Annotated in this window: 16 protein-coding genes; 8 read left to right on the top strand and 8 right to left on the bottom strand. The window is 70.9% G+C overall.

Annotated elements, in window-relative coordinates; all coding sequences use genetic code 11:
- Positions 1–150: 150 nt before the first annotated feature.
- The 3 genes from SCWH03_RS05915 to SCWH03_RS05910 all read right to left on the bottom strand — a co-directional run bounded on the left by SCWH03_RS05915 (position 151) and on the right by SCWH03_RS05910 (position 1840).
- Positions 151–867 carry a response regulator gene (locus SCWH03_RS05915; protein ID WP_173262940.1) on the bottom strand — a complete coding sequence of 239 codons (717 nt, stop codon included), beginning with the start codon at positions 865–867 and terminating at the stop codon, positions 151–153.
- 506 nt (positions 868–1373) lie between these two features.
- The gene (locus SCWH03_RS30065; protein WP_443098656.1) at positions 1374–1610 is read right to left on the bottom strand and encodes a DUF7848 domain-containing protein; all 237 of its coding nucleotides are present in this window, start codon (positions 1608–1610) and stop codon (positions 1374–1376) included.
- Positions 1607–1840: a hypothetical protein gene (locus SCWH03_RS05910; RefSeq protein ID WP_173262938.1), complete on the bottom strand. Its 234-nt coding sequence runs from the start codon at positions 1838–1840 to the stop codon at positions 1607–1609. Before SCWH03_RS05910 ends, SCWH03_RS30065 begins: the two co-directional genes overlap by 4 nt.
- Positions 1841–2056: 216 nt before the next feature.
- Here SCWH03_RS05910 and SCWH03_RS05905 point away from each other — a divergent pair, with 216 nt between their 5' ends.
- The 3 genes from SCWH03_RS05905 (at position 2057) to SCWH03_RS05895 (ending at position 4841) form a co-directional block, all read left to right on the top strand.
- The gene (locus tag SCWH03_RS05905; RefSeq protein WP_254076589.1) at positions 2057–3376 is read left to right on the top strand and encodes an NsdA family TPR-like regulatory protein; all 1320 of its coding nucleotides are present in this window, start codon (positions 2057–2059) and stop codon (positions 3374–3376) included.
- Positions 3377–3389: 13 nt separating this feature from the next.
- Positions 3390–4136: a 5-formyltetrahydrofolate cyclo-ligase gene (locus SCWH03_RS05900; RefSeq protein WP_173262935.1), complete on the top strand. Its 747-nt coding sequence runs from the start codon at positions 3390–3392 to the stop codon at positions 4134–4136.
- Between the two features lie 528 nt (positions 4137–4664).
- Complete coding sequence (locus SCWH03_RS05895) at positions 4665–4841, top strand: hypothetical protein (protein ID WP_173262932.1); 177 nt, start codon at positions 4665–4667, stop codon at positions 4839–4841.
- 127 nt (positions 4842–4968) lie between these two features.
- On the opposite strand, the gene SCWH03_RS05890 is transcribed toward SCWH03_RS05895, so the two are convergent.
- From SCWH03_RS05890 to SCWH03_RS05880, 3 genes are all read right to left on the bottom strand, one after another.
- A complete protein-coding gene (locus tag SCWH03_RS05890) occupies positions 4969–6237 on the bottom strand; it encodes a sensor histidine kinase (protein ID WP_254076588.1) in 1269 nt (422 codons plus the stop codon).
- A 358-nt stretch (positions 6238–6595) separates the two neighbouring features.
- Positions 6596–6874 (bottom strand): PspA-associated protein PspAA, encoded by a 279-nt coding sequence (pspAA, locus tag SCWH03_RS05885; RefSeq protein WP_173262929.1) that lies wholly within the window; start codon positions 6872–6874, stop codon positions 6596–6598.
- 12 nt (positions 6875–6886) lie between these two features.
- Positions 6887–7702: a PspA/IM30 family protein gene (locus tag SCWH03_RS05880; RefSeq protein WP_173263354.1), complete on the bottom strand. Its 816-nt coding sequence runs from the start codon at positions 7700–7702 to the stop codon at positions 6887–6889.
- 316 nt (positions 7703–8018) lie between these two features.
- Between SCWH03_RS05880 and SCWH03_RS05875 the strand changes: the two genes are divergently transcribed.
- The 3 genes from SCWH03_RS05875 to SCWH03_RS05865 all read left to right on the top strand — a co-directional run bounded on the left by SCWH03_RS05875 (position 8019) and on the right by SCWH03_RS05865 (position 11691).
- A complete protein-coding gene (locus tag SCWH03_RS05875) occupies positions 8019–8618 on the top strand; it encodes a DUF3043 domain-containing protein (protein ID WP_173262926.1) in 600 nt (199 codons plus the stop codon).
- 371 nt (positions 8619–8989) lie between these two features.
- On the top strand, positions 8990–9700 hold the full coding sequence (locus SCWH03_RS05870) for a class I SAM-dependent methyltransferase (RefSeq protein ID WP_173262923.1): 711 nt from the start codon (positions 8990–8992) through the stop codon (positions 9698–9700).
- 191 nt (positions 9701–9891) lie between these two features.
- Positions 9892–11691 (top strand): ABC transporter ATP-binding protein, encoded by a 1800-nt coding sequence (locus SCWH03_RS05865; RefSeq protein ID WP_173262920.1) that lies wholly within the window; start codon positions 9892–9894, stop codon positions 11689–11691.
- Between the two features lie 291 nt (positions 11692–11982).
- Here the strand turns inward: SCWH03_RS05865 and SCWH03_RS05860 are convergent, their stop codons facing one another.
- A complete protein-coding gene (locus tag SCWH03_RS05860; protein WP_173262916.1) occupies positions 11983–12189 on the bottom strand; it encodes a hypothetical protein in 207 nt (68 codons plus the stop codon).
- A gap of 129 nt (positions 12190–12318) precedes the next feature.
- Between SCWH03_RS05860 and SCWH03_RS05855 the strand changes: the two genes are divergently transcribed.
- Positions 12319–13518, top strand: coding sequence for a bifunctional adenosylcobinamide kinase/adenosylcobinamide-phosphate guanylyltransferase (locus SCWH03_RS05855; protein WP_173262913.1), 1200 nt, complete (start codon positions 12319–12321; stop codon positions 13516–13518).
- 106 nt (positions 13519–13624) lie between these two features.
- On the top strand, positions 13625–14863 hold the full coding sequence (gene cobT, locus SCWH03_RS05850; RefSeq protein ID WP_254076587.1) for a nicotinate-nucleotide--dimethylbenzimidazole phosphoribosyltransferase: 1239 nt from the start codon (positions 13625–13627) through the stop codon (positions 14861–14863).
- A 117-nt stretch (positions 14864–14980) separates the two neighbouring features.
- On the opposite strand, the gene SCWH03_RS05845 is transcribed toward cobT, so the two are convergent.
- On the bottom strand, positions 14981–15772 hold the full coding sequence (locus SCWH03_RS05845; RefSeq protein WP_173262910.1) for a hypothetical protein: 792 nt from the start codon (positions 15770–15772) through the stop codon (positions 14981–14983).
- Positions 15773–15826 lie beyond the last annotated feature (54 nt).

Here is a 15826-nt window from a genome sequence, read left to right as displayed (position 1 = left end):
GTCCCGGTCCGGGGCCGGGGCTCGCGTCGGAGCTCGGGTCAGGGCCGGGACTCCGTCCGGTCTCCGTCCAGGTCCGGACCACCGCCCCAGGGTGGCTCCGCGCCGGGCGCCCACCGCCGGGAACGACAGGTGGAGACACCGGGTGCCGGCTCAGTCCGCCCCCGGGCGCACCAGACCCGATTCATAGGCGATGACCACCAGTTGCGCCCGGTCGCGGGCGCCGAGCTTCGCCATCGCGCGGTTCACATGCGTCTTGACGGTGAGCGGGCTGACCTCCAGCAGGCCGGCGATCTCGTCGTTGGGATGCCCGCCGGCGACGAGGACGAGAACCTCGCGCTCTCGGCCCGTCAGCGCGGCCAGCCGCTCCTCGTACGGCCCGGCGTCGCGGAGCCCCGGGCCTCCGCTGCGGGCCAGGAACTCGGCGATCAGGCCCTTCGTGGCCGCGGGCGAAAGCAGGGCGTCGCCCGCGGCGGCGATCCGGATGGCGTTCAGCAGGTCCCCCGGTTCCGCACCCTTGCCGAGGAAGCCCGAAGCCCCGGCCCGCAGCGACTGCACGACGTACTCGTCCACCTCGAACGTCGTCAGCATGACCACCCGCACCGCGGCGAGTCCGGGGTCGGCGCTGATCATGCGGGTGGCGGTGAGACCGTCCGTACCCGGCATCCGGATGTCCATGAGGACGACATCGGGGCGGGCCGAGCCGGCGAGTTCCACGGCCTCGGCACCGTCCGCGGCCTCCCCCACGACCTCCATGTCGGGCTCGGAGTCCACCAGCACCCGGAACGCGCTGCGCAGCAGAGCCTGGTCGTCGGCGAGGAGGACTCTTACACATCTTGCGTTGGCATCCTGGGACCGCTCCAGAGTCATGCCGCAAGCGTATGTCCAGTAGGCCGCGGCAAAGCCCCGCCCGCACCCTTGCTCTGCGGAGATGCGGTCCCCGCACCGTTGGGTGTCCGGGTGGCGCTCTCACCGCACGGTGTGCGGCACCCACGTGAAGGGGCGGACCGGGGCGGGGAGCTGGAGCCCGTCGGCTCTGGTGCGCGGGCACGTCTGCCCGCCCTCCGGGGCTGATCCGGTCGGGAGTGCCACCTGGTTTCCCGCCGCTGCATGGACGGCGGGAGTCTTGAGGGTGGTTGTGCGGTTGCGACCCTGACCCGTATCGGTCGCTGGGGTCTCCCCGGCGAAGCGAGGGGACGGGGGGTGCTGGTTGCCCGCTTCCCGCCGGTATGCCGCGAGGCTGTGACTACCCCGGCGGCAAGGGGGAGTTCATGCGGTGGCCCAGGCGACGGCGAGCGTGAAGCCCATGCCGAAGCCAACGGCGAGGATGAACAGCGGACCGGCGCACGCATATACGCGGTTCTGTAAGCGGCGGATCATGCGTCCGGCCTCCAGGCCCGCAGCGGGTGAACGGCAATTGCGCGGTAGCTGTGGTGGCTCGGGTTGTCCCCGGCGTGCCGGAACACCCAGTCGCGTGCGTCCTCCGGAACCGCCTTTTGGGGCGAACGCGCCAGGCACACGGCGCACTCCGCCGCGTAGGCGTCCGGTTCCCGGTCCGGCTCGGTATCCGGGCCGACCGTCCACCGCTCATGCCGGATGATCGCACGGCTCACAGCCTCGCCCCCGTGCTCCGCTCGTTCGCCGCCCGCACCCTCGGCGACAGTGCCTCGCCGGCCGTGGCGGGCCGCAGGTCCGCCGGGGACGCGTCCCACTCCTTGCCCCCGCCCTCCGGGCGGAGCTGCACGTAAGGGCCGGTCTTGCCCATCACGACCCCCACACGTTTGCGCTTGGTGTCTACCGCCAGCGATCCCGTATCGGGGATGCGGGGCGTACTCTCTGCCATGGCTGCCTGCTTCCTTCAGGTGGTCCACGCCCCCGGGCCGGTACCACGGTCGCGGGGGTACGTGCTCGCCACGTGGTGTGACTCCTCCAAGCGTCGGCGCCACCAGCGCCCGAGAGAAGTGCCAACGGGGAACCCCACAAACCATTTTGGGGAACCCCGTTCCGTCCTGAGCGCTACCCTTGTGTCAGGTCGCCCTCTGTCGCGGTTAGGTGGCACATGGAAGAACGCGAGGCTCAACGTATCGGCTTTCCGCTGACCATTCCCGATATCTTGATAGAGAGCGAAGCAATGCGGAGTGCATGTGCAACCCGCAACTTCGGCGAGATCTTCCGATTGGTCAACAGGCGTACGGGCTCAAGCTACGCAGCGATGGCCGCTGCGGTCGGCAGTATGACCAGCTCACGAGTGAGTGACATCATCAGAGGCGTCCGAGGGATTCGCGGGCGTGCCGTCATCGAAAGAGTCTGCGATGGCTTCGGCATTCCCGGTGAAATGCTGGGGGTATCCGAACGCCCTTGGGAAAGGGGTTCCCCAAGCAACGCTGACGAGCATCCGAGCAGTAGTCATAGGCTTGTCGCCGTGCAGGACCGCGAGTCGAAAGATCGACTACACCACGCCGACGAGAACCCCCATGCCCTCGACTTGTTGACTGTTTCCAGTCTCCGTCAAGAGATTCAGGATCTCGATGTACGCTATGCAATCGAACCATCAGTAGTCTTGATCGCCGAAGTGGGTCGGCACTTGGGACGCCTGGCACATTGGCAGCAGTATTCCACCACTTACTCTGTTCGCCGAGACCTTCACGCTGCCGTAATTGAGACCTCTACATTGATGGGTCAATTGATTTGGGACGCATCAGGAAGGGCGGAACACGTTGTCGCGCGCGACTATTTTCTACAAGCAGCGAGCAGAGCCCGTGAACTACGTGATCCCGTTTCCGAAGGTCTCGCATTGCTCCGTATTTCGTTCGTGGCGCTCTATGGAGAGAAGGAACCCGGCGCCGGATTAGCGCTGACTCAAAAGGCAGCCGAGACCGTCAAAGGCTCCAGCGATGCCATCGCCGGCCTTGCTGTCCTACATTCTGCGGAAGCATACGCGATGAAGCGGCAGCGTCGAGAATGCGAGCGGGCACTCAGCCAAGCAGAAAGCTACCTGAGTCGAGTCCACAGAAGTGACGCCGGGGCTTCCATGCTGTCCCCGGGGCAGTTCAGCCGACTAGCCGGTTCATGTTTCCTCGCCCTCAATCAAACAGATCGCGCACAGACGGCATTAGAGCAAACTGTTCTGGAAGTACGCCAAGGTTCAAAATCCCAAGCTATCACCCTCGGAAACTTGGCACTCGCATATCTCCGTCAGAATAAAGCAGAAGAGGCCGTGCATGCACTCAGTAAAGCCATCGGAGTAGTCGAAGCCAACCGGGGAGGCGGCGGGCTTAACCTCATCTTCCAGGCAGGTAGGGAACTACAGCCATGGCAACACCTCACAGCCGTTCAGGAAAATAATGATCGGCTCTTCAGCTTGATTGCAGCCGGATAACCAAGGAAAGCCGATGAGTGAGTCAAGTATTCAGGTTTCCAAGCAAACAGTCCGCAAACGCATATGGGATCTCTTGGAGCGCCAGAATGTCGCGCCAAATGGTTCACGTGGGCGCATTCCTTCATTCGAAGGCTCAGATGCAGCCGCTGAGCTGCTTTCCAAGCATGCGGCTTGGAAAGAATCAAGCGTCATCAAGGCTGTTCCGGACAGAGCGCAACAGCCAGTACGGGCCAGGGCACTTGACGAAGGCAAGCACCTTTATATGGCAGCACCAAAGCTTGCCTCTGTAAAACCTTTCTACTTTATCGATCCCAACTCTCTCTCGATCCCCGCATGGGAAGTCGCTGACCGCCGAAAGGCGATCGAGTACGCCCACCCTGTAGAAGTAGCAGAAATGCCCCCCGTCGATATGATCGTCTGCGGAAGTGTAGCCGTGAACACACAAGGCATCCGACTAGGGAAAGGGGCCGGTTATTCAGATATCGAGGTAGCACTCCTGCAAGAAGCCAATCTAATTCCAGCAGACACGCTAATCGTAACAACCGTCCATGAACTACAGGTTGTCGAACAGCAGCTACCAGAGTGCGAGCACGATTTTCGCGTGGACCTCATTGTTACACCGGAGCGAGTAATTGAGTGTCCTTCGCATCGGCGCCCGCCTGGCATCATTTGGGAGTCCCTCACTCCGCAGATGATCTCTGCAATTCCCGTACTGGCCAATAGGAATTTGCAGGAGTCAGACAATTGCCGCTTCAGCTAAATGAGGTGATCACCTGGCGGAAGGGCGATAGACGCGGAACCTATTCGCTTTGAGCATGCGAATGCCCCCGTACCCGCCATGGAAGGCAAGGCACGGGGGCAGCCAGGGCTGGCGCAAGGTCCGGGATTGAGATGTTTCCGCAGGTGAGCGGTCCGTGACGTGGAAGACCGAAGCTCCGTTGAGCGGGGTGACCTCGCAAGTCGCCCTGTGCCTACGGAGCTTCGGTGAATCGTCAGTCTGCCATGTGTGTGCCGGTGATGGAGTCGACGTCGCTCGCGTCGGAGCGGACGTTGCTGCTGCGGCGGCTGGCCGAGTGAGAGACCCGCGTGATCCTCGGCCGGTGCTTCTCGCTGGTGTCGTTGCTGTTGGTCACGCTGTGCGCGACGGCGGCCGGGTTCGGCTCGTACCGGGCGATGGCGCAGTGGGCAGCGGCCGCCGGGCCGGTGGAGTTGCTGCGGCTGAGGCTGCGTCCGCTGGGCCCCCTTCCGGCTGGTGCGTACGCGGAGTGCGGACACGCTGCGACGGGCCTTGACGCTGGTGCGTCCCGCGGGTCTGGAGGTGCTGCTGCGGGTGCGTGGGCTCGGTCTGGAGACGGTGGCGGTGGACGGGAAGGTGCTTCGCGGGTCTGGCAGCAGCGAGTCGGTCGCGGTGACGGTGATCGGCGCGATGTCACAGAACGGTGCGCTCCCGTGCTCCCGGTCGTAGGACCAACCCTTACGCACGAGAGCGGAGCGGGACGACTGCCCACCGGACCGGCCGGACTGGCGAAAACCACAGCTCAGAGCCACATGTGCAAGGGTTCACTCCTCCTCGGCGAGCAGCACCCTGATGGTCATCCGTCCACGTCCCCCTCCGCAGCCGCTTCGAACGGCAGTATCGCCCGCACCCGGAAGCCGCCCCCGCAGCGGGGTCCCACTGTCAGGGTGCCGCCGAGTGCCGCGGCCCGCTCGCGCATGCCGACCAGTCCGTGCCCGCCGCTGCCGATGCCGGCCCCCGGTCCACCGGCCGCGCCCTCAGGCGCGGGGCCGCAGGGGCGCCCGTCGTCGAGAACGGTGACTTCCAGGGTGCCACCCACCCGCACGACGCTCACCTCGGCCTTCGCCGCGGCCCCGGCGTGCTTGCGCACATTGGTGAGCGCCTCCTGCACGATCCGGTACGCGGCGAGGTCGACGGCGGCGGGAAGCGCGGTGCACCGCTCGGTACGGGTCAGCTCGACCGGCAGACCGGACCGCCGGAAGCCGTCCAGCAGCGGCTCGAGGACGGCGAGCCCCGGCGCGGGCTCGGTGGGCGCCGCCGGGTCCCCGGACTGCCGGAGCAGACCGACGGTGGCCCGCAGCTCGTTCAGCGCCGAACGGCTCGCCTCCCGCACCTGGGAAAGGGCTTCCTTGGCCTGGTCGGGGCGCCTGTCCATGACGTGTGCCGCCACTCCTGCCTGCACGTTGACCAGGGCGATGTGATGGGCCACGACATCGTGGAGGTCCCGGGCGATCCGCAGCCGCTCTTCGGCCACCCGCCGGCGGGCCTCCTCCTCCCGCGTTCGCTCGGCCCGCTCGGCCCGCTCCCGCATGGCGTCGACGAAGGCACGCCTGCTGCGTACGGCGTCGCCGGCGGCGGACGCCATGCCGGTCCAGGCGAAGAGGCCCAGGTTCTCCTGGCTGTACCAGGGCGCGGAGCTGAACAGCACGGCCGCCCCGGTCAGCACGGTCATGGCCGGCAGACCCACCCGCCAGGTCGTCGGACGGTCGGTGCGGGACGCCACCGTGTAGAGGGCGACCACCACGGACATGGCGACGGGCGCGGGTGGGTCGCCGGCGACGAGTTCGGCGACGGACAGGGCACCGGTGACCGCGACCACGGGCACGGGGCACGCGCGCCGGAACACCAGGGCCCCGGCGGCCGTCACCATCAGCAGCAGGCTGCGGACCTCGGGTGTGCGGGTGCCGAAAGTCGGCCCGTGGGGCCCGTGGGCATCGGCGAACGACGCGGCGACCATGCAGAGGAGCACCGCGGACGCGAGGCCGGCGTCGAACGCCGTCGGGTGCGCGCTCGGCCAGGAGCGTGTCGGCGCGAGCCGGCGGAACCCGGCCAGAGGTGCGATCACGTCAGGCAACGGTACGGGTTCGGCCGGGACGGGCAGCGGGGCGCGGCGCAGCCTGCGGGCCCATGCCGTCCGCAGGGCCCGCGTCACGGCCCCTGCGAGCCTGTGCGTGCGTGGCGGCGGCCTGCGGGCCCGCGCGGGCCGCGGCGAGGACCTGCCGGGCCGTGACCCGCGCCACGGCTGAGGCACGGGAGCCGGGGCGAAGCGCACCGCCACCTGAACCGGCCGGGCCCGGATCGGCCCGACCCGGCCCGGGCCTACCCACCGGCAGCAGCGCCCAGACCGCCCATGCCGCGATCCACCCGCGGCGCCACCCGGGCACGGACCACGGCGGAAGTGCGGCGCGCCGCCGGTGCGGGGCTCAGCCCGGGATGAGGCCGCCGTCGCTGAGCATGGCGCGGACCTCGTCGAGCGTCGCGTCCGGGGAGGGCAGGATCAGCTCGGAGGGCTCCAGGGCATCGTCCGCCAGCGGCGCCCCGCAGCTGCGCACCTCGTCGAGCAGGGCGCGCAGGGTGCGCCGGAAGCCTTCCGCGTCACCCGTCTCCATCTCGGCGAGCAGCTCGTCGTCGAGCTTGTTCAGCTCGTCGAAGTGGCTGTCCTCCAAGGTCCACTGCCCCTCCCCCATGATCCGTACGATCATGTCGCGCCGTCCCTACTGTTTGTCGAACTTGTGCCGGGTACTGCCCTGGGCCTGTTCCTGCGTCGAGGCGTCGCCGCCCTCGATGGCCTGCTGCTGTGTGCCGCCGCCCTCGGAGCCGATGGCCTGCTGGGAGGTGCCCCCGGCCAGCTCGGCCTTCATCCGCTGCAGCTCCAGCTCCACGTCCGTGCCTCCGGAGATGCGGTCCAGCTCCGCCGCGATGTCGTCCTTCGCCGTCCCCGTCGGGTCGTCCAGCGCACCGGACGCCAGAAGCTCGTCGATGGCCCCCGCCCTGGCCTGCAGCTGGGCGGTCTTGTCCTCGGCGCGCTGGATCGCCAGGCCCACATCGCCCATCTCCTCGGAGATCCCGGAGAACGCCTCCCCGATACGGGTCTGCGCCTGGGCCGCGGTGTAGGTGGCCTTGATCGTCTCCTTCTTGGTGCGGAAGGCGTCCACCTTGGCCTGCAGCCGCTGGGCGGCGAGGGTGAGCTTCTCCTCCTCGCCCTGGAGGGTCTCGTGCTGGGTCTCCAGATCGGTGACCTGCTGCTGCAGCGCGGCACGCCGGGACAGCGCCTCGCGGGCCAGGTCCTCGCGGCCGAGCGCCAGCGCTTTGCGGCCCTGGTCCTCCAGCTTGGAGGACTGGCCCTGGAGCTGGTTGAGCTGCAGTTCCAGGCGCTTTCGGGAGGTCGCCACGTCGGCGACGCCACGGCGGACCTTCTGCAGCAGCTCCAGCTGCTTCTGGTACGAGTAATCGAGGGTCTCGCGCGGATCCTCGGCCCGGTCGAGGGCCTTGTTTGCCTTCGCGCGGAAGATCATCCCCATACGCTTCATGACACCGCTCATGGGCTTCGCGCGCCCCCTTCTGACGGAACTCAGCTCCAGCTTCTCCAGAACCCACAGTACGGGCCCTGCATCCATTACCGCACTGTTCGGGCGCCAATGCGCTCATCCCCGAGGACGACCCGCGGGCCGCCCCGCTCCCGCGGAGGGAGTAGATCGCGGTCAGGGGCCGCGGAGGCGCCGTCACCTGCACGCTGCTTCTGCTTCTGCTTCTGCTTCTGCTTCTGCCCGTGGAGACGAACGCCGTTGCCGGATCGTTCCCCAGGAGGCTGGGGCTGCCGCCCGCCACCCCGTACCCTTGGGCTTTGTGTTCCGTAGCCGTTCCAAGGAAGAGAAGGCCCCCACCGGCAAGGTGACGGCGGACCTCTCCAAGCAGCCCCGCGACCCCGAGGCCCCCAAGGGCCGCCCGACCCCCAAGCGCAGCGAGGCCCAGACGCAGCGCCGCCGGGCGCAGTCGGCCCCCCTCGACCGCAAGGCGGCCATGCGCCGCCAGCGCGAGGCGCGCCGGGCCGACCTGGCCAAGCAGCGCGAAGCGCTGGCCGGTGGTGGCGACGAGCGCTATCTACCGGTCCGCGACAAGGGGCCGGTGCGCCGCTTCGTCCGCGACTTCGTGGACTCGCGCTTCTGTGTCGCCGAGTTCTTCCTGCCCATGGCCGTGGTGATCCTGGTGCTCTCCATGGTCCGCGTGCCTCAGCTGCAGAACATCGCGATGCTGCTGTGGCTCGGTGTGATCGTGATGATCGTGGTCGACTCGATCGGCCTCTGGATCCGGCTCAAGAAACAGCTGAACGAGCGATTCCCGAACGAGCCGAAGCGCGGTGCGGTGGCATACGGCCTCATGCGCACGCTCCAGATGCGCCGGCTGCGGCTGCCCAAGCCCCAGGTGAAGCGCGGAGAGCGGCCCTGAGCGCAAGCGTCTCCTCGCAATCCGGGCTGTCCAGGCCAGCCAGGCCGTCCGAGCGGTGTGAACGCTCGGAGACCGCTCCGGAGAGGGCTCCGGAGCGGTTGCCGGAGAGGTCCGAGGGCCTCAGGCAGTCCGAGGGATCCGGGCAGTCCGGGAGATCCGGGCAGTGCGGGCAGTGCGGGCCGTCCAAGGGGCCGGCGCCATCCGGGGGATCCGGGCTACCGGAGAGGCTCGGCGGACCCGGGGCGTCCGGAGAACCCCGGCAGCCCGGCGTCTGCGGCAGAGGCGACGTCTCCGGTTCCGGCGACACGAACGGAGCCGCCGCCTGGGCCAAGGGGCTGGGCGGACTGCGCGACACGGTCCGGCAGGAGCTGGTGGCCCGGCAGCTCGACGAGCAACTGGCCGCCCGGTTCCCCGTCGGGCGGCGGCTGCGCGTCCTCGACGTCGGCATGGGGCGGGGCGCCCAGGCCCTGCGACTGGCCCGCGCCGGGCACAAGGTCACCGGCCTGGAGTCCGACCCCGACCTGCTGAAGGCCGCCCGTGAAGCCCTGGCGCACGAGCCCGAGGGCATCCGGGAGCGCTTCAGGGCGGTCGAGGGCGACGGCCGTGAGACGGGCGTGCATTTCCTGCCCGGTTCGTTCGACGTGGTGCTGTGCCACGGTGCGCTGATGTATGTCGAGGACCGCGACGCCATGCTGGCGGGCCTGGCCCGGATGCTGGCGCCCGGCGGTCTGCTGTCCCTGCTGGTGCGGAACGCGGACGCGCTGGCGTTACGGCCGGGGCTGGCCGGCGACTGGGACACGGCACTGACCGCCTTCGACAGGGACGCTTACACCGACCGCCTCGGCCTCCGGGTGCGCGGGGACCGGCTCGCTTCGGTGACGGCGACCCTGGCCGGGATCGCCGCTCCCCTGCACACCTGGTACGGGGTCCGGGTCTTCACGGACGGCGCAGCGGACGACGTGCAGCCGCCGTCCGGGGAGGAACTCGCCCGGCTGCTGGCGGCCGAGGACCGCGCGGGCCGGACGGATCCGTACCGCTCGGTGGCGGCACTGCTGCACCTGTGCGGGGTGCGCGGCCAGTAGGGCGTGTCGCGACAGCCGCACGGCGGGCCTCCGCCGCAGTTCCCACGTCGGGGGGATACCTCGGCTCGAATCGCCTCGCCGCGGATCGCCTCGCCGCGGATCACCTCGCCGCGGATCACCTCGAATCGCCTCGAATCGAATCGACGTGACGCCGGCTCAGGTGACGGCGCCGCTGATGCGTCCGTCTCCTTGTGACCACCAACTCATTTGACGTGCCCACGGCGGACAGCCCCCGGCTGCCTGCCCGCGAGACCTTTCGGGCGCTCTACCGCCATTTCCGGCCCCACCGCTGGACCGTCGCGTTCGGAGCCCTCCTCGCCCTCCTCGGGGCCGCGAGCGGTCTGCTCCAACCACTGGCCGCGAAGGCCCTGGTGGACCGGCTCGGCGCGGGCGAGTCCATCAACACGATCCTGCTGGTACTCACCGCGCTGGTAGTCCTCGGCACGGCGATCAACGCCGTCGGTGCCTATGTGCTGGAGCGCACCGCCGAGTCGGTCGTGCTGGCCGCCCGCCGTACCCTCATCGGCCGGCTGCTGAGACTGCGGCTGCCGGAGGTGGAGCGGACCCAGCCGGGCGACCTCATGTCCAGGGTGACCTCGGACACCACTCTGCTGCGCGCGGTGACCACACAGTCGATCGTCTCGGCGTTCACCGGGTCCCTCTCCTTCGTCGCGACGCTCGTGATGATGGCGGTCATGGACGCCGTTCTGCTCGGCGTCACCGTGGGGGTGATCGTGCTGATCGGCAGCGCCGTCGCGCTGGCGATGCCGAGGATCGCACAGGCCACCCGGCGGGCGCAGGAGGCGGTCGGGGAGATCTCCACCGTGCTGGAGCGGGTGTTCGGCGCGTTCCGTACGGTCAAGGCGTCGGGCGCCGAGGAGCGTGAGACCGCAGTCGTGGAGGCGGCGGCGCGGCGGGCCTGGCGGTATGGCGTGCGGACAGCCAAGTGGCAGTCGGTCGCCGGCTCGTCGGTGGGGCTCGCCGTGCAGGTGTCGTTCCTCGCGGTACTGGGCATAGGCGGGGCGCGGGTCGCCTCCGGCGCGATATCCGTCTCCACGCTGATGGCGTTCCTGCTCTACCTGTTCTACCTGATCCAGCCGGTGACGGAGCTGGTCGAGGCGGCGTCCCAGTACCAGGTGGGTTCGGCGGCGGTCGCCCGCATCGTGGAGGCGGAGCGACTGGAGACGGAGGAACTGCGTCCGCCCCGCCCCGCACCGCCGCACGCACCCGGCGAGGCCCCGTCCGCCCGGCCCGCGGCCGTGCGGTTCGAGGACGTCTCCTTCCGGTACCGGGACGATCTGCCCTATGTCCACCGCGGCGTCAGCTTCGAGGTCCCGGGCGCGGGGATGACGGCCTTCGTCGGCCCCTCGGGGGCGGGCAAGACGACGGTCTTCGGCCTCGTCGAGCGGTTCTACGAGGCGACCGGCGGCCGGGTGCTGCTCGACGGGCGGGACGTACGGGACTGGCCGCTGGCAGAGCTGCGCGCCGCCATCGGCTATGTGGAGCAGGACGCACCGGTGCTGGCAGGGACGCTGAGGGAGAACCTGGTCTTCGCAGCGCCCGGCGCGACGGAGGACGAGATCCGGGAGGTGCTCGTGCGGGCGAGGCTGGACGGTGTCGTGGACCGGCTGCCGGACGGTCTGGAGACGGTGGTCGGGCACCGCGGCTCCAAACTGTCGGGCGGTGAGCGCCAGCGGGTGGCGATCGCCCGGGCGCTGCTGCGCCGGCCCCGGCTGCTACTCCTCGACGAGGCGACATCGCAGCTCGACGCGGTCAACGAACTGGCGCTCCGGGACGTCGTCGCCGAGATCGCCCGCGAGGTGACGGTGCTGGTGGTCGCCCACCGGCTCTCCACCGTGACGCTGGCCGACCGGATCGTGGTGCTGGACGCCGGGCGGGTTCGTGCCGTGGGCAGCCATACCCGGCTGGTGGCGGAGGACCCGCTGTACGGGGAACTGGCAGCGACGCAGTTCCTGTCTTCGGCCCGTTGAGGACTGCGACGCGTACCCGCGTGTCAGTGGGCCCCGCGACCGGAGCAGCGGGCACCGGCCCGTCCGGGCCGGAGTGACCCGCGCCGGCCCGTCCGCGGCAGGGCGCCCCCACCGGACCGCCAGGCACGGGCGACACCGCAACAGCAGGGCGGCGGCGAACAACCGAGCGACGGGGCGACGGGGCGACGGGGCGACGGGCACAGCCTCTCCGACGCCACCCCCGGTGCGGCAGCGGCCCGCGGCTCACCCGGCGCGGGCGGCGGGCCGCTGCCGCGGTCCGGTCCCGGCGGGTCAGCCGTCGGCGTGCAGGCTCATCGGGCCGTAGACGCGGCCGCCGTCCTCGTAGAGGAAGACCTGGTCGGCGCCGCCCTCCCGGAGCTCGCGCCATACCTCACCGATCCAGGACTCGGCATCCCCCTGAGTGCTGAACTCCTCCGGCTCGACGGCCGGCTGGACCTCCGTCCCGTCGGACTTCTCGAACCGCCACGTCCATGCCATGTGCGCCTCCTGGTCCCACCGCGCGACCGCGGTGCCGGTCGTCCCTGCCGATCGTTCCTGCCGATCACCTTGCTGCCCGCAGCGTAGCCGGGCGCGCGCCCGGCGCGAGGACGCGGGAAGATCTTGACCGTGGAACTGACTCTGCTCGGCACCGGAGCCCCCACCGGGCTCCCCCGCCCCGACTGCCCCTGCGCCGTCTGCGCCACCGCCCGCGGCGACCGGGCGCGCGCCGCGACCGCCCTGCTCGTCGACGGCGCGCTGCTGCTCGATCTGACGCCCGGCGCCGCACTCGCGGCCGCCCGTGCGGGCCGTTCACTCGTGGGCGTCCGGCAGGTGCTGCTGTCGCACCCGCACAACGGGCCCGCGGTGGAGCTTCCGGCGGGGCTGCCCGCGGCCGGCCGGGTGCCCGACGGCCAGGAGCTGACACTGATCAGCGGTCACCGGGTGCGGGCGGTGGCCCTGGATGCGCCGGGCACCGGCTACGAGGTGGCCTCGCTGGACGGGGAGCGGCTGCTGTACCTGCCGCCGGGCGGGGCGCCGGCCGGTGCCACGGACGGCGACCCCCTCCCCTACGACATGGTGGTGGCCGATGTACTGGGGCGGCCTGACGGCCTGGCGAAGCTGCGGGCGAGGGGCGCGGTCGGTGCCACCACCGACGTGATCGCCGTCCACATCGACCACGACGCTCTGCCCGGCCCCGAGCTGGACCGGCGGCTCGGGGCTTCGGGCGCCCGGACCGTGCCGGACGGCACGACGCTGTATGTGGGCGAGTACCAGGACGTACCGGATGTGCCCCGGCGCACCCTCGTCACCGGCGGTGCGCGGTCCGGGAAGTCCCTGGAGGCCGAGCGGCGGCTGGAGGCGTTCCCCGACGTCGTGTACGTGGCGACGAGCGGGACGCGGGGCGACGACGCCGAATGGGCGGAACGGGTCACGGCCCACCGCGAGCGCCGGCCGGGGAGCTGGCGGACCCTGGAGACCTGCGACCTCGTCCCGCTGCTGGCCGGGAGCGGGCCGCCGCTGCTCATCGACTGCCTGGCGCTGTGGCTGACGGACGCGATGGACCGGGTGGGCGCCTGGGACGACGAGCGCTGGCGGACTGCCGGCCGCACGGCTCTGCGCCTGCGCACGGACGCCCTCGTCGCGGCCCTGCGCGGCACGCGCCGCACGGTCGTCGCCGTGACCAACGAGGTCGGTTCGGGCATCGTCCCCGCGACCGCCTCGGGGCGCCGTTTCCGCGACGAGCTGGGCCGTCTGAACGCCGCGTTCGCCACCGAGTGCGAGCATGTGGTGCTGATGGTCGCGGGGCAGGCGATGCCGCTGCGGTGACGGCGGCATCGCCTGCCCCGGCGGTTCTCCGCCCCGGGCAGCGACCGGCCCGGGGGCGACCGGCCCGGGCACCGGAAACCGGGCGCGTGCCGGTACTGTTCGGCGAATGAGCTCGCTGAATCTCGACGACTTCTCCGATCTGATCCAGCGCCCTGACAGCGGTGTGCGGCGCGACGCCGAGGAACGCCGGCAGCGGCTGGCCGTGCCGCCGGGCGCTCTGGGCCGGCTCGACGAGCTGGGTGAGTGGCTCGCGGCGGCGCAGGGTGCCGTGCCGGTACGGGCCGTCGAGCGGCCCCGGGTGGTGCTGTTCGCCGGGGACCACGGGGTGGCGCGGCTGGGGGTGTCCGGCCGGGCCGCGGGGACGGCCCACCGGCTCGTACGGTCCGTGCTGGACGGGGCGAGCCCGGTCGCGGTACTGGCCCGGCGGACGGGCGTGCCGGTGCGGATCGTGGACGCCGGCCTGGACTGCGACCCGGGCCTGCTGCCGCGGGACGTCGTCCGGCACCGGGTGCGGCGCGGGAGCGGGCGGATCGACGTCGAGGACGCGCTCACCCGGGAGGAGACCGAGCAGGCCGTACGCCTCGGCATGGCGGTCGCCGACGAGGAGGCCGGCGCCGGCACCGATCTGGTCGTGCTCGGCGACCTCAGCGTGGGCGGGACGACCGCCGCCGCCACGCTCGTGGCCGCGCTCTGCGGTACGGACGCGTCCGTCGTGACCGGCCGCGGCGGCGCGGGCATCGACGATCTGGCGTGGATGCGCAAGTGCGCGGCGATCCGCGACGCGCTTCGCCGGGCCCGGCCCGTGCTGGGTGACCAGCTCGCGCTGCTGACGGCCGTGGGCGGCGCTGATCTGGCCGCGACGACCGGGTTCCTGCTGCAGGCCGCGGTACGGCGGATGCCGGTGATCCTGGACGGAGTGGTGTCGGCGGCATGCGGCCTCGTCGCCCAGCGGGCGGCGTTCCGGGCACCGGACTGGTGGCTGGCGGGTCAGCTCAGCGGGGAGCCGGCCCAGGCGAAGGCGCTCGACCGGATGGCCCTGGAACCGCTGCTCGACCACGGGGTCACCGCCGGGGAGGGCACCGGCGCCCTTCTCGCCCTCCCTCTGGTCCGGGCGGCCGCCGCGCTCGCCGCCGGGCTGCCCGAGCGCCCGGCCGACGGCGGGAACGCTGCGGGGTATGACGCGGGGTATGACGCGGGGTACGACGCGGGGTACGACGGCGAACACGACACGGAGCACGACGTCCTGAGCGGCGCCGGGCAGGACACCCCGAGCGGCACCGGTGACGCGAGCCCGGCCGGTGGCGGGAACCGCGACCAGAAGGCCGCCGAAGGCGGCATCCGCTGACGGCGGCCGGCGAAGGGAACCGGCCCAAGCGGATGCCGCCCGGCCCGCCGCGGACCTCGCGGCGCTCGCGGCGCCCGGCTCGATGCGCTCGATAGCCCTCGATGCGGCGGACCGCTCTCAGCGCGTTCCGCGGTCCCGGCCCTGCCCTGAGGGGCCGGCCGCCGCCGGCAGCCGGTCCGGGGCTCCGCCGATCAGGTCCTCGATCTTGCGGCGCGGCCCGCTCCAGCGCCTGTCGTGGCGGAAGGCCCGCAGCATCGCCCTGGCCCGGTACCGCGGTCGGTGCCGGTAGAGGCGCCTGGCCCACGGCGAGGTGGGCCTGGCCAGTCGCAGCGCACCGACGACCGCGACGAACGGCACCAGCGTGCCGATGATCGCCATACGCGGCTTGCCCTTGAAGAGGGAGATCAGGACGAACATGAAGTTGACCGCGAGGGTCAGCAGAAGGGCCCTGCGGTCGGCGCGCTCCTCCTCGGACAGGTCGTTCACGCCGAGGGGCGCGAAGCCGCCGAGGGCGAGCAGCAGCAGGGCGGCGGTGAGGACGACGACCTCGACGCTCTTGCGGCCTTCCTCGGTCCAGTAGACGTCGTCCAGGTGGAGGATCAGCGCGAACTCGTCCAGGACGAGCCCCGCGCCCACCCCGAAGACCACGGCGAACACCATGGTTCCGGGGCCGGTGTGCTCGCTGCTGGCGACCGAGCCGAAGCCGCCGATCACGGTGAGGACGACCCCGGGCACCACATGGTGGATGTGGAGTCCGCCGGCCTTGACGTCGCCGAACGGGCCCCTGCCCGCCCGGATCATCCGGGTGACGATCCGGGTGATCACAAAGGTCAGGACGAACGAGGCCAGCGCGAGGAGCAGCGGGAGCTTTCCGGGCTCCAGGATGTTGCGGTAAAACCAGTGACCCATGCCACCCGCTCCCGTTTCGTCCGTCATGCGCAATGTACCGCCGCGGCGTACCGG

The organism is Streptomyces pacificus (assembly GCF_011766325.1).
GTDB classification, from domain to species: Bacteria; Actinomycetota; Actinomycetes; order Streptomycetales; family Streptomycetaceae; genus Streptomyces; species Streptomyces pacificus.
This window is presented reverse-complemented; position numbering and strand designations above follow the sequence as displayed.